Below are 13,224 nucleotides of genomic sequence, written 5' to 3'. Positions count from 1 at the left end.
CCGGTCGAGGCTGGGTCACCCCCCCATGTGAGGTCGTGGCGGGCGGCGGAGCCAACATGGAGAACCTGCCTTGAGTCGTGAAACTGACAGTCCGTCCTCCGGGCCCAACGGGCGCGGCGGAGCCGCGTACCCGTCGGGCACGCCGCCGTACGGCACCCCCGTGGTGTCCGACGGCGACGCGGACGCGGGCCGTTCGGCCGCCCGGCCGGAGGAACGCAAGACCGAGACCACGCTGACGACCCGGATCCGTATCAACATCCCCGGTTCCCGGCCCATTCCGCCGGTCGTCGTGCGCAAGCCCGTCGGGGACGCCGAGGGGTCCGGCGACGACACCGGTACCCACACGCGTCCGGCAGGCGCGGCCGGGACGGCCGCCGGAGCCGCGACGGCCGGGACCGCCGGGACGACGGGCACGCCCGCCGCGGCTCCGGCGCCGGCCGAGAGCGCGCCCGCGGCCGAGGAGCGGACCAGCGACTGGTTCGCGCCCCGCAAGTCCGCGGCGAACAAGGGCGGTCAGGCCGGTGGCTCCACCAATGGCGCCGGGGTGCCGGGTGCTTCGGGCGGGTCCGCTTCCTCCGCCCCCTCCGCGCCCTCGACTTCGACCGGCCCGGGTGCGGCCGGAGCGCCGCGTCCCGCGTCCGGCGCCGGGCGGCCCGGTGGGGTCGTCGGCTCCATGTCCGTGCCGGGCGGCCCCGGTTCGGGCGGCCCCGGCGGCAAGGGCGGCTCCGGCCTGCCCGGCGGCGCCACCGGCGGCCCGGTGGCTCCCGGGCACGGCGGCGGCACCGGGTCCTTCGACGTCACCGAGGCGCTGAACGCCAGTTCCCGCCCCGGCACCGGCGGCGACCCGGCCCGCGACGACCTGCCGTACTTCTCCGAACCCGGCACGCGGCAGAACCCGGGCGGGCCCTCCGGCTACGGCCCCGACGGCCGCACCCCCGCCGGGTCGACCACCCCCGCCGGCCCGGCCGCCCCGACCGGTCCCGAGGGCTACGAGGACTTCGGCGGGTTCGACGGCCCCCGGAACTACGACGGCTCCCGGAACTACGACGACACCCGCGGCTTCGACGAGGCCCGGAACTTCGCCGGACCCCAGGACCCCCTCGGCGCCGGCCCCGGCGCGACGGGCGGCCCGGCCGGTCCCGGTGCCGCCGGTGGCCGCGACCCCCTCCACGACACCCTCGGCGGCCATGCCCCCCTCGGTGGCCCGGCCGGCCCCGCCGGACCCACCACCGGCCCGGTCACCGGCAAGGGCCCGATGGTGCCGCCGGTCCCGCCCGAGGCGCGGACCGGACACCCGGGCGGCCCCACCGCCCCGGCCGGCCCCGGCTCCCAGGGGCACGCTCCCGGAGGCCCGGGGAACGCCCCCGGAGGCCCAGGGCACGCCCCCGGAGGCCCCGGGAACACCCCGGGCGCCCCCGGAGCCGTTTCCGGCGGCCCCCGCCCCGGCGGCGGTCTGAGTGACGACACCGCGATCCTCACCCCGCAGCAGCCGGCCCCCGAACCCGGCCCGAACGGCGGCTTCCCCCGCCCGGACAACGTCTCCGGGCACACCGTGACCAGCGGCATCCCGGTCGTCCCCCCGAACGCCGCCCAGGGCGGCCCCTTCGGCGCCCCCGGCGCGCGCTCCGACGCCCCCGGCCCGCAGGCCGCGCCGAAGCCGTCCCAGCCCGGCGCCCAGAGCGCGGCCCCGGCGCAGGGCAAGAAGAAAAAGAAGGGCCGCAGCAAGCTGGTCCTGCTGGGCGGTGTCCTCGTCGTCGCCGGCGTCGGTGTCTACGGCGCCGGGCTGCTGATGAACCACTCCGACGTCCCCAAGGGCACCACGGTGCTCGGCGTCGACATCGGCGGCGGCACCCGCGACGACGCGGTGAAGAAGCTCGACCAGGCCTTCGAGGAGCGGGCCGGCCAGCCGCTGAAGCTGACCGTCGACGGCCGGACCGTCACGCTCCGGCCGGACCAGGCCGGCCTGCAGTTCGACATGCAGGCCACGGTCGACGCGGCCGCCAAGAGCGACTACAACCCCCTCTCGGTCGTCGGCTCGCTGTTCGGCCAGAAGCGCGTCGTCGAGCCCGCGATGCCGGTCGACGAGGAGAAGCTGCACGCGGCCCTGGAGGCCGCGGCCGGCGGTGCCGGATCGGCCGTGGACGGCACCATCAGGTTCGAGTCCGGCAAGGCCGTCGCCGTCTACGGCAAGGCGGGCAAGGGCATCGACGCCGCCCGGGCCGCCGACGCGGTCGAGGACGCCTACCGCAGCCAGGTGGCGAACGGCCCCGGCGCCGCGGTGCCGGTCCCCACCGCCGCCAAGCAGCCGACCGTCAGCAACGCCGAGGTCGACCGCATGATGAAGGAGTTCGCCGAGCCGGCGATGTCCGCCAAGGTCGTGGTCAAGACCGACGACGGCGTCCAGCGGATCGCCTTCAGCCCGGAGAAGTCCCTGTGGAAGTTCCTCCGGGTCAAGGCCGTCGACGGCAAGCTCGTGGAGAGCTACGACCAGGCCGCGCTCAAGGAGCTCTACGGCGGCGCCTTCGACGGCGTCCTGATCACCCGGGGCACCGGTCAGAAGACCCCCGTCACCGTGCAGGACGTCATCAGCGCCCTGCGCCCGGCCCTCAAGAGCACCACCGACCGGGTCGCGGTCGTCGACACCACCCCGAACTGACGCGGCTCCGACACCGACAGGGGACGCCCGGCCATCGCCGGGCGTCCCCCGCGTCGTGCGGCCGTCCCCCCGACGCCCACGGACGGGCACGGCGCCACGTCACGGCCACCGGATGACATCTGTCATACGGCAGTCAGGACCGCCGACACTGCCGGGCGGCCGCCCCCGGCGGCCAGGATCGTGCCATGACGACGACACCTGCGGTGGTCGCCTTCGACCAGGTGACCAAGAACTACGGGGAGGTACGGGCCGTCGACGGCCTGAGCCTCGCCCTCGACGCCGGGGAGACCGTGGCGCTGCTCGGCCCCAACGGCGCCGGCAAGTCCACCACCCTCGACCTGCTGCTCGGGCTGAAGACCCCCGACAGCGGCACGGCCCGGGTCTTCGGCGCCACCCCGCGGGAGGCCATCGCCGCCGGACGGGTCGGCGCCATGCTGCAGAGCGGCGGGCTGATGGACGAGGTCACCGTCGGTGAACTGGTCCGGCTCGCCTGCGACCTGCACCCGCGGCCCCACCGGCCGTCCGAGGTGCTCTCCCGGGCAGGCGTCGACCGGATAGCCGACCGCAAGGTCGACAAGCTCTCCGGCGGCCAGGTCCAGCGGGTGCGGTTCGCGCTCGCCACCGCCGGAGACAGCGACCTGATCGTCCTCGACGAGCCGACCACCGGCATGGACGTCACCACCCGGCAGGCCTTCTGGGCCACCATGCGGGAGCAGGCCGGCCAGGGCCGCACGGTCCTGTTCGCCACCCACTACCTGGAGGAGGCCGACGCCGTCGCCGACCGGGTGCTGGTGCTGCACCGCGGACGGCTGCTGGCCGACGGCACGGCCGCCGAGATCAAGGCGAGGGCCGGGTCGCGCCGCGTCTCCTTCGACCTGGAACCGGCCGCGATCGACCGGACCGCCCTGGGCGCGCTGCCGTTCCTGACGGGCCTCGACGTCAGCGGCCCCACCGTCCGCATCCGGTCGACGGACGCGGACGCCACCGTCCACGCCCTCTACGGCCTCGGCCTGTACCCCCGCAACCTGGAGGTCGCCGGACTCGGCCTGGAACAGGCCTTCGTGGCCATCACCGCGGCCGAGGAGGCCCGCACCCGATGACGAGTGTCCTCGCCTCCAGCGGCCTGATCCGGCTCGAACTCACCCGCGCCCTGCGCAACCGCAAGTTCCTGTTCTTCTCCGTGCTCTACCCGTCCGTGCTCTTCCTGCTGATCGCGAGCAGCGCCGACGGCGACGAGAAGATCGACGGCACGGGGCTCACCCTCCCCACCTACATGATGGTCTCCATGGCCTCCTTCGGGGCGCTCACCGCCGTCCTGATGGGCAACAGCGAGCGCATCGCGAAGGAGAGGGAGAGCGGCTGGGTACGCCAGCTGCGGCTGACCCCCCTGCCCGGCCACGGCTACGTGCTCGCCAAGACCGCCAGTGCCGCCGTGGTGAGCCTGCCGTCCATCGTGGTGGTCTTCGCCGTCGCCGCCGCGATGAAGGAGGTACGCCTGGACGCCTGGCAGTGGCTCGCGCTGACCGGCACGATCTGGGCGGGCAGCCTGGTGTTCGCCGCGCTCGGCGTGGCCATCGGGTACCTGGCGAGCGGCGACTCGGTCCGCCCCCTCACCATGATCATCTACTTCGGGCTGTCCATCCTGGGCGGCCTGTGGATGCCCACCACCAACTTCCCGGACTGGCTGCGGGAGACCGCCCGCTGGGTGCCCACCCACGCGTACGCTGCCCTGGGGCAGGCCGTCGAACAGGGCCGCGCCCCGCACCTCAGGGACATCGTCATCCTCGCCGTGTCCTTCGCCCTGTTCACGGGCGGCGCGGCCTGGCTGTACCGGAAGGACACGCTGAAGGCGTGAGCGGCATCGGCCTCGGGCAGCGCCCGCAGAACCGCAGGCAACAGGCCATGAAACTGCTGTGGACCGGCATCTGGCTGGCCTACATGCAGGCACCCGTCGACGACCTGCTGCACGGCGGCCACGCCACGGGCGTCCGGATCCTCGGCTGGATCGGCCTGGTGGCCTTCGTCACCTGGTACTTCCTCCTCATCTTCCGAGCCGGGCGCCGCGACGCCGTCGCCGCGGTCGGCGCCGCGCTCGGCGTCCTCGCCGCCCAGTCCACGATCCTCTCCCTCACCCTGGGCCGGGAGTGGATGGTGCTCTACGTGTACGTGGCGGTCGCCTCCGGGGCGGCCCTGCCGATGCGGTACGCCCGCTGGGTGCTCCCCGGGGTCTCCGCCCTGCTGACGGTGGTCTCGTTCGGCGTCCCCGGTGGCACCGAGTTCCTCGCCGGGCTGCTGCTGCCGGCCCTGCTGGGCGGCTTCTCCATGGCCGGCGTGCGGGAACTGATCCGCACCACGATCGAGTTGCGCGAGGCCCGCGCCACCGTCGCCCAGCTGGCCGCCAACGAGGAGCGGCTGCGCCTCGCCCGCGACCTGCACGACCTGCTCGGCCACTCCCTGTCCCTGATCACCCTCAAGAGCGAGCTGGCGGGCCGGATGCTGCCCGCCCACCCCGACAAGGCGGCCCAGCAGGTCGCCGACATCGAACAGGTCAGCCGGCAGGCCATGGTCGACGTCCGGGAGGCCGTCACCGGCTACCGGCGCCCCCGCATCGCCGCCGAACTGGCCGGCGCCAAGGTGGCCCTGACGGCCGCCGGCGTCACCGCCGAGATACCCGCCGAGCCCGACCTCGACGGCGTCCCCGAGGTCAGCGAGAGCGCCCTCGCCTGGGCGCTGCGCGAGGCCGTCACCAACGTCGTACGGCACAGCGGCGCCCGGCGCTGCACCGTCGACCTGGTGCGCCGCCAGAGCCTGGACGGTCCGCTCCTGGAACTCTGCGTCGAGGACGACGGCTCCGGCGGCTCCGGCGGCGGCCCCGGCAACGGCCTCACCGGGCTGACCGAGCGTCTGGAGAAGGCGGGCGGCACCCTGGAGGCGGGCTCCGCCCGGCCGGGCTTCCGCCTGGTCGCGCGGGTCCCCGCCGCCCCGGCGGCCCAGGCGGCGCACGTAGGATCCGGGGCATGACCCGCATGATCAAGGTCCTGCTGGCCGAGGACCAGTCGATGGTCCGCGAGGCGCTCGCCGCCCTGCTCGGCCTGGAGGACGACATCGAGGTGGTCGCCCAGGTCGCGCGCGGTGACGAGGTGTCCGCCGCCGCCCGGGAGAACGCCGTGGACGTCGCCCTGCTGGACATCGAGATGCCGGGCGCGACGGGCATCGAGGCGGCCGCCCGCCTGCACGCGGAACTCCCGGCGGTCAAGCTGGTCGTCCTCACCACCTTCGGCCGCCCCGGCTACCTGCGCAGCGCCATGGAGGCCGGTGCGGACGCCTTCCTCGTCAAGGACGCCCCGGCGGCCCGACTCGCCGACGCCATCCGCAAGGTGCTCGCCGGCGAGCGGGTCATCGACCCCACCCTCGCTGCGGCGGCCCTCGCGGAGGGCGCCAACCCCCTCACCGACCGCGAACGGGAGATCCTGCGCGCCGCGGCCGACGGCTCCACCAACGCCGACCTCGCCGCGACCCTGCACCTCTCCCAGGGCACGGTGCGCAACTACCTGTCCACGGCCATCCAGAAGCTGGCGGCGCGCAACCGCACGGAGGCGGTGCGGATAGCCAGGGAGAAGGGCTGGCTGTAGCCGCCGGTACGACCGCGGCCCCTCAGTTCAGCAGCGCGCGGGCGGCCTGCGCCTGGGCCCGGACCTTGTCCGCCAGGGCCTCGTCGACGACCTCCACCAGGTCCGCGTACTCCTCCATCTCCTCGGCGCCCTCGACGAAGTCGCCCCGCTGCACGAGCACCTGCCCCAGCTCGTAGCGCAGCCGGGCCGGATGCGACGGCACCAGCAGCGCCAGTTCCACCGCCCACAGCGCCACGTCGGCCCGCTCGGGGCGCGCCGAGGCCCAGGCGCGGACGTTGTTGAGAATCCGCAGCACGACCTCCAGCGGATCCGCCGGCGCCAGCATCGACCGGTCCAGCGGCACCCCGGTGGCCCCGACCACGAGGGTCTGCGCGTCCGAGTCGGTCAGCACCCGCCCCCCGTCGAACGGGTCGGCGAGCACCTGCTCGTCCGGGGGCCCGAACCCGACCACGAAGTGACCCGGCAGCGCGACGCCGTGCACCGGCGCCCCGGCCCGCCGCGCGACCTCCAGCCACACCACCGACAGCAGGATCGGCAGTCCGCGCCGCCGCCGCAGCACCTCGTGCAGCAGTGACGACTCCAGCCGCTCGTAGTCGCCGGTCGAGCCGTGGAAGCGGTACCGCTCCCCGAGCAGGTCCCGCAGCGCCACCGCCCAGGCGCGGGGCCCGCCCGGCCGGAACGGCAGCTCGCCGGCCAGCCGGTCCAGCTCCATCTGGGCGGCGTCCAGCCCGGCCTCGTCCAGCGCCCCGTCCGCCGTGGCGCCCACCAGCAGGCACAGCTCGGCCAGATCGGGCCGCTCGGACCGCGCCTCCTCGGCGAACCGCCGCCGCAGATCGGCCGAGCGCTCGGGCGAAGGGGGATAGGGAGGACGCCGCATGACAGGCCCGCGCCCTCTCACGCCGACCGGTCCGGGCCGGAACCGGATGCGGAAGCGGAAGCGGAAGCGGAAGCGAAACCCGAATCGAAAGCGGAGCCCGAACCGGATGCGGAGCCCGAACCGGAAGGAAATCCGGCCCCGGACTCGGACCCCGACCCGGACCTGGACCCGGAGCCAGGACCGGAACCCGAATCCTCCGGCGCCCGGTAGTAGTGGTACGCGTGATGCGCGGCGAAACCCATGCCGGCGTACAGCGCCCGCGCCCCCGCGTTCTCCGCCTCCACCTGCAGCCAGGCCGCCGACGCGCCCTCGTCGAGCGCCCGCCGGGCCAGCGCGGCCATGACGGCCGTGGCCAGGCCCTGCCGCCGCCGCGCGGGGTCCACCTCCACCGCGGCGAACCCGGCCCACCGGCCGTCCACCACGCACCGCCCGATCGCGGACGGCGCCCCGCCCCCGCCACCCGGCACGGACGCGAACCACACCGAAGGGCCGCCGGACAGTACCTGCAACGCCACCTCGCTCATCCCCTTGCGTCGGTACCGTGCGAGCCACATCTCGTCGGCCTCCCGCGCCGACACCACACCACCAGGCTCACCCCGGTCGGCCAGCGGCGCCAGTGCCCCGACCCACACTTCGGCGGTCACCTCCCGTATCCAGCCCCGCCGCTCCAGCTCCGCGCACAGCAGCTCCTGGGTGCCCTCGGCCCCGGTGGCCGCCTGTATGTAGGCGGGCAGCCCGCGCTCGTCGTACCACCGCCGTACGGCCGCCAGGGCGTCGTCGAGAGGCATGCCGGGGTCGCCCAGCGACAGCACGGAGTTGGCGCGCCGGGTGAAGCCCTCCCGCCGCCCGACGGCCACCCCCGCCGCACGCTCCACCGGCTGGACCGCGGCCCGCAGCCGCCAGTCGCCGAGCCGCTCGTTCTCCACCGGCGGCCACGCGCGCGTGGTGACCCGCGCCAGCTCCTCGTACGAGGCCGCGGGCCCCCGGCGCCGCGCCGGGGCGGCCGGCACCACCTTGCCCGCGACCAGCGCGGCCTCGTCGATCCGGACCGTCTCCCCGTCCCGGCGTGTGATCAGCAGCACACCGTTGTCCCATGATGTGAGAACACCCACCGTGTCGGTGAATTTCCCGCCTGTCGCGCCAGGCCCGCCGAACCGCCGGACGGAGACGCGTTTGCCCACGTCAGCAGCGGTGATACGGACCTCCAGGCGCCCGGCGGCCGAGATTTCCACTGGTCGGTTCACCCCTCCTGTTCGGATCATGCCCAGGAACGGAGATACTAGGGGCGGGCATCGACGACGCCGCGCTCCCGCGCGCCAGGCGGCGGGGCCTGTGGGAGGCCCGCCAGCGCCCTATCGAGGAGGAACGACAGCGTGACCTACGTCATCGCGCAGCCTTGTGTCGACGTCAAGGACAAGGCGTGCATCGAGGAGTGTCCGGTCGACTGCATCTACGAGGGCCAGCGGTCCTTGTACATCCACCCGGACGAATGCGTCGACTGCGGTGCCTGTGAGCCGGTCTGCCCGGTCGAGGCGATCTTCTACGAGGACGACACCCCGGAGGAGTGGAAGGACTACTACAAGGCGAACGTCGAGTTCTTCGACGAGCTCGGCTCCCCGGGCGGCGCCAGCAAGCTGGGGCTGATCGAGCGTGATCACCCGTTCGTGGCCGCTCTGCCGCCGCAGGGCGAGTAACCGCGCAAGCGGCCCGCACCACTGAGCCGCGCCGCCTCGGTCCCGTACGGCCGCGATCGCCCCGATCGTGAGCGCCGCACGGGACCGAGGCGTTTCGCCGTACCCGGGCGTACAAGAAAGTGAGCGAGATTCCCGTGTCCGCAGTCTCCGACCGTCTGCCCGCCTTCCCCTGGGACAAGCTGGAGCCCTACAAGAAGACCGCCGCCGCGCACCCGGACGGCATCGTCGACCTCTCCGTCGGCACACCGGTCGACCCGGTTCCGGAACTGGTCCAGAAGGCGCTGATCGACGCCGCCGACTCCCCGGGCTACCCCACGGTCTGGGGCACCCCGGCGCTGCGGGACGCGATCACGGGCTGGCTGGAGCGCCGTCTGGGCGCTCGCGGGGTCACCCACCGGCACGTCCTGCCGATCGTCGGCTCCAAGGAACTGGTGGCCTGGCTGCCCACCCAGCTGGGCCTCGGCCCCGGCGACCGGGTCGCCTACCCGCGGCTGGCCTACCCGACGTACGAGGTCGGGGCGCGGCTCGCCCGCGCGGACCACGAGGCGTACGACGACCCGACGCGGCTGGACCCGGCGGGCCTGAAGCTGCTCTGGCTGAACTCGCCCTCCAACCCGACCGGCCGGGTGCTGACCGCGGACGAGCTGCGCCGCACGGTCGCCTGGGCCCGCGAGCACGGGGTGCTGCTGTTCTCCGACGAGTGCTACATCGAGCTGGGCTGGGAGGCCGACCCGCTGTCGGTGCTGCACCCGGACATCAACGGCGGCTCCCACGAGGGCATCGTCTCGGTCCACTCGCTGTCGAAGCGGTCCAACCTGGCCGGCTATCGGGCGGCCTTCCTGGCCGGCGACCCGGCGGTGCTGGGTCCGCTGCTGGAGATCCGCAAGCACGGCGGCATGATGACCTCCGCCCCGACCCAGGCGGCCGTGGTCGCCGCGCTCGGCGACGACAGCCACGTCCACGAGCAGCGCGAACGCTACGCCGCCCGCCGCACGGTCCTGCGCGAGGCCCTGCTCGGCCACGGCTTCCGCATCGAGCACAGCGAGGCCAGCCTGTACCTGTGGGCCACCCGGGACGAGTCCTGCTGGGACACCGTGGCCCACCTCGCGGCACGGGGCGTCCTCGTGGCCCCCGGCGACTTCTACGGCGCGGCGGGCGAGAACTTCGTCCGCGTGGCCCTCACGGCGACGGACGAGCGCGTGGCGGCGGCGGCCCGGCGCCTGGCATAGCGCACGAACTCAGCGCGCCGCCGGGCACGGTGCGGGTAAGACGCGGTGCGGGTGCGCCGCCGGGCACAGCGCGGGCACGCCGCGGCGCGGGGCACGGTGCGGGTACGACGCGCCGCCGGGCGCGGTGCGGGTACGACGCGGCGACGGGGCCCGGGGGAAGGATCCCGGGCCCCGTCGCCGTACGTGTCGCGGACTAGCCGAGCGGCAGGCTCTTCACCGGCAGGGTCTGGGCGCCCGGCAGCCCGCCACCCTGGGTGAGCGAGTCCGTCGGCAGGCCGCCCTTGGTCGCGGTGCCGGTGGCGTCCCCGAGGAGGTCGCCCGCGGACCCGGCCGCCTCACCGGCCGCCTTCTGCGCCGCCGGCGCGGCCTTCTTCACGGCCTTGCCGCCGGTCTTGCCCGACTGCTGCACGGCCTTGCCGCCGGCGTCGGTCGCGAGCCCCGTGGTGCTCTGGGTGGCCCCGTCGAGGGTGGTGCCGACGCTCGCCGCGTCCAGCGAGGTCAGCCCGCCGACGTTCGGGGCGGCGGGCAGTTCGGGGGCCGCGCTGGCGGAGCCGGCCGCACCGACCCCGGCAGCCGCTCCGGCAGCGACGAGCAGCGCGGCACGGGCGATCCGGCGGGTCAGGGGGAGGGACATGTTGCTCCTTGACGGGAGAGGTTGTGGAACACGTGCGCCGTGACTACCGCTCGACTCCCCGTGAAGTTGCGCATGCCCAACGTAAAGAGTTGGTAATGCGTCGCATTATCAGCTACGGATAAAAACGGACAAAGGTCGTTCCTCGGAAACCGCCGGGAAAGCCGTGCAGCCCTTTGTTCCCAAGGGCTTCGCGGGAAAGGCGGCAACCGTCGGAAAACCCGGGAGCACGGCGGTGCGGGCACCCTCCGCACAACCCCTGCGGGGGAAGGGCCGCACTACTGCGCGGTGACCACTCGAACGTCGCTCGCCGCGCCGGCCTCGCTGGACCGGTCCGGCCCGGTGGACCGCCACCGGCTGTCCGTGTTCCCGGCGACCCACTCCCGCCCGGCGTACGACACCCGCTCGATGCGAAGCTTCGAGGCGTTGGCCACCGCCCAGTGCGCCAGCTGCCAGCCGCGTTCCCGGGTACCGCGCCCGTCGGTCCCGGTACCGGCCGGAACCGGCAGGGTCACGGTCCGCCCGCCGCTGCTCGCGGCCGGACCGCGTGCGGTCCCCTCGGCCGGGTTCTCCCGCGCCGCCCCGACCTGCGCGCCCGCCTCCTGCAGCACCGCGCGCCCGAAGTCCCGCACCAGCGCGTCCCGCACCGCCTGCGGCCCGGTGGCCACCGTGCCCACCGAGGGCCGGCCACCGCAGGTCAGCGTGGCCGCCGACCGCCCGGTGAGCGCGGCCGCGAGCAGTGTGGCGTCCGGTTCGTGCTTGGCGTACGCGTCCGGGAACCCGCTGCGCTGCACCCGCTGCGCGGCCACCGTGAGCGGCAGCCCGGTGTAGTCGGGGACCTTCGCCAGGTGTTCGTAGAAGACGTTCGCCGCGTACGACGGGTCCATCACCTGCCGTTCGGTGCCCCAGCCCTGCGAGGGCCGCTGCTGGAACAGACCGAGGGAGTCGCGGTCGCCGTAGGAGATGTTGCGCAGCCCGGACTCCTGCAGCGCGGTCGCGAGCGCGATGGTCACGGCCCGCTCGGGCATGCCCCGGTTGGTGCCGACGGCGGCGATCGTCGCCGCGTTCACCGCCTGCTCCGGCGAGAACTCGTACGACGCCCCCTTCCCGTCGGCCGAGAAGACCCTGCACCCCGGGTCGCCGGCGCCCGCGGTGACGTACTGCACCACGAGATAGCCCGCGACGGCGAGCAGGACCACGAGACCCGCCCCGAAACGCAGGGGGCGGCGACGACGCTTGGCGGAGGGGGACGGCGCTGGCACGGGTACAAGGTACTGGAGAGTACGGAGCCGCAGGAGGCCCGTGTGAAAGCCTGTTTGAAAACGGGCGCTCGCGCTCGGCCGTCACCCACCGGGTTAGGGTCGACGCCATGGCCGACACCTCGCTTGACCTCACGCTGGACGCCGCCGCCCTCACCGCGCGGCTCGTCGACTTCCCCTCGGAGAGCGGCAGCGAGAAGCCGCTCGCGGACGCCGTCGAGGCCGCCCTGCGCGCCCTGCCGCACCTCACGGTCGACCGGTACGGCAACAACGTGGTGGCACGCACCGGCCTCGGACGGGCGGAACGCGTGATCCTGGCCGGCCACATCGACACCGTCCCCATCGCGGACAACGTCCCCTCCCGGCTGGACGCGGACGGCGTGCTGTGGGGCTGCGGCACCTGTGACATGAAGTCCGGCGTCGCCGTGCAACTGCGCATCGCCGCCACCGTCCCCGCCCCCAACCGCGACCTCACCTTCGTCTTCTACGACAACGAGGAGGTCGCCGCCGAGCTGAACGGCCTGCGGCACGTCGCCGAGGCCCACCCCGACTGGCTGACCGGCGACTTCGCGGTCCTGCTGGAACCCTCCGACGGCCAGGTGGAGGGCGGCTGCCAGGGCACGCTGCGGGTGCTGCTGCGGACGAAGGGCGAGCGCGCCCACTCCGCCCGGAGCTGGATGGGCTCCAACGCCATCCACGCCGCCGCCCCCATCCTCGCCCGCCTCGCCGCCTACGAGCCCCGCAACCCGGTCATCGACGGCCTGCAGTACCGGGAAGGCCTCAACGCCGTGCGCGTCTCGGGCGGCGTGGCCGGCAACGTCATCCCGGACGACTGCGTCGTCACCGTCAACTTCCGCTACGCGCCCGACCGCACCGAGCAGGAGGCCGTCGACCACGTCCGCGAGGTGTTCGCGGACTGCGGGGTCGACGAGTTCGTGGTCGACGACCACAGCGGCGGCGCCCTGCCCGGCCTCTCCCACCCGGCCGCGGCCGCGTTCATCGAGGCGGTCGGCGGCACCCCCCAGCCCAAGTACGGCTGGACCGACGTCTCCCGCTTCGCCGCCCTCGGCATCCCCGCCGTCAACTACGGCCCCGGCAACCCGCACCTGGCGCACCGCCGCGACGAACGGGTCGAGACCGCCAAGATCCTGGCCGCCGAGGAGCGCCTGCGCGACTGGCTCACCGCCTGAGCCGCTCCCGGCGATCTTCGCGCCCGGTGCCGCTGAACGGCGGACACGCCGAAGTC

At 74.4% G+C, this 13,224-nt stretch carries 11 protein-coding genes and 1 pseudogene; 8 read left to right on the top strand and 4 right to left on the bottom strand.

The features are described 5' to 3' along the window. Window positions 1-70: 70 nt before the first annotated feature. The 5 genes from AC3ET3_RS26815 to AC3ET3_RS26795 all read left to right on the top strand — a co-directional run bounded on the left by AC3ET3_RS26815 (window position 71) and on the right by AC3ET3_RS26795 (window position 6,288). Window positions 71-2,656, top strand: a complete 2,586-nt coding sequence (locus AC3ET3_RS26815; protein ID WP_435613021.1) for a hypothetical protein — start codon at window positions 71-73, stop codon at window positions 2,654-2,656. Between the two features lie 185 nt (window positions 2,657-2,841). Next, the gene (locus AC3ET3_RS26810; protein WP_432138714.1) at window positions 2,842-3,756 is read left to right on the top strand and encodes an ABC transporter ATP-binding protein; all 915 of its coding nucleotides are present in this window, start codon (window positions 2,842-2,844) and stop codon (window positions 3,754-3,756) included. Next, window positions 3,753-4,511: an ABC transporter permease gene (locus AC3ET3_RS26805; RefSeq protein ID WP_432138715.1), complete on the top strand. Its 759-nt coding sequence runs from the start codon at window positions 3,753-3,755 to the stop codon at window positions 4,509-4,511. The genes AC3ET3_RS26810 and AC3ET3_RS26805 overlap by 4 nt, the downstream gene beginning before the upstream one ends. Continuing rightward, complete coding sequence (locus AC3ET3_RS26800; protein ID WP_432138716.1) at window positions 4,508-5,677, top strand: sensor histidine kinase; 1,170 nt, start codon at window positions 4,508-4,510, stop codon at window positions 5,675-5,677. The genes AC3ET3_RS26805 and AC3ET3_RS26800 overlap by 4 nt, the downstream gene beginning before the upstream one ends. Further along, window positions 5,674-6,288 (top strand): response regulator transcription factor, encoded by a 615-nt coding sequence (locus AC3ET3_RS26795; protein ID WP_432138717.1) that lies wholly within the window; start codon window positions 5,674-5,676, stop codon window positions 6,286-6,288. Before AC3ET3_RS26800 ends, AC3ET3_RS26795 begins: the two co-directional genes overlap by 4 nt. Window positions 6,289-6,310: 22 nt before the next feature. On the opposite strand, the gene AC3ET3_RS26790 is transcribed toward AC3ET3_RS26795, so the two are convergent. After that, a complete protein-coding gene (locus AC3ET3_RS26790; RefSeq protein WP_432138718.1) occupies window positions 6,311-7,165 on the bottom strand; it encodes a transglutaminase family protein in 855 nt (284 codons plus the stop codon). Between the two features lie 182 nt (window positions 7,166-7,347). Further along, window positions 7,348-8,397, bottom strand: a pseudogene (locus AC3ET3_RS26785) (GNAT family N-acetyltransferase); the annotation flags it as partial. A gap of 141 nt (window positions 8,398-8,538) precedes the next feature. Between AC3ET3_RS26785 and fdxA the strand changes: the two are divergent. Together fdxA and AC3ET3_RS26775 are read left to right on the top strand one after the other, a co-directional pair. After that, window positions 8,539-8,859: a ferredoxin gene (fdxA, locus tag AC3ET3_RS26780; protein WP_030746389.1), complete on the top strand. Its 321-nt coding sequence runs from the start codon at window positions 8,539-8,541 to the stop codon at window positions 8,857-8,859. Between the two features lie 134 nt (window positions 8,860-8,993). Beyond that, window positions 8,994-10,088: a bifunctional succinyldiaminopimelate transaminase/glutamate-prephenate aminotransferase gene (locus AC3ET3_RS26775; protein ID WP_435613020.1), complete on the top strand. Its 1,095-nt coding sequence runs from the start codon at window positions 8,994-8,996 to the stop codon at window positions 10,086-10,088. Window positions 10,089-10,281: 193 nt separating this feature from the next. Here AC3ET3_RS26775 and AC3ET3_RS26770 read toward each other — a convergent pair whose 3' ends face one another. Together AC3ET3_RS26770 and AC3ET3_RS26765 are read right to left on the bottom strand one after the other, a co-directional pair. After that, window positions 10,282-10,722 carry an ATP-binding protein gene (locus AC3ET3_RS26770; protein ID WP_432138720.1) on the bottom strand — a complete coding sequence of 147 codons (441 nt, stop codon included), beginning with the start codon at window positions 10,720-10,722 and terminating at the stop codon, window positions 10,282-10,284. Window positions 10,723-10,997: 275 nt separating this feature from the next. After that, window positions 10,998-11,981 (bottom strand): VldE C-terminal domain-containing protein, encoded by a 984-nt coding sequence (locus AC3ET3_RS26765; protein ID WP_432138721.1) that lies wholly within the window; start codon window positions 11,979-11,981, stop codon window positions 10,998-11,000. Window positions 11,982-12,088: 107 nt separating this feature from the next. Between AC3ET3_RS26765 and dapE the strand changes: the two genes are divergently transcribed. Further along, complete coding sequence (gene dapE, locus AC3ET3_RS26760) at window positions 12,089-13,168, top strand: succinyl-diaminopimelate desuccinylase (RefSeq protein WP_432138722.1); 1,080 nt, start codon at window positions 12,089-12,091, stop codon at window positions 13,166-13,168. Window positions 13,169-13,224: the final 56 nt, after the last annotated feature.

The sequence above is a fragment of the Streptomyces sp. bgisy159 genome (genome assembly GCF_057707805.1).
This window is presented reverse-complemented; position numbering and strand designations above follow the sequence as displayed.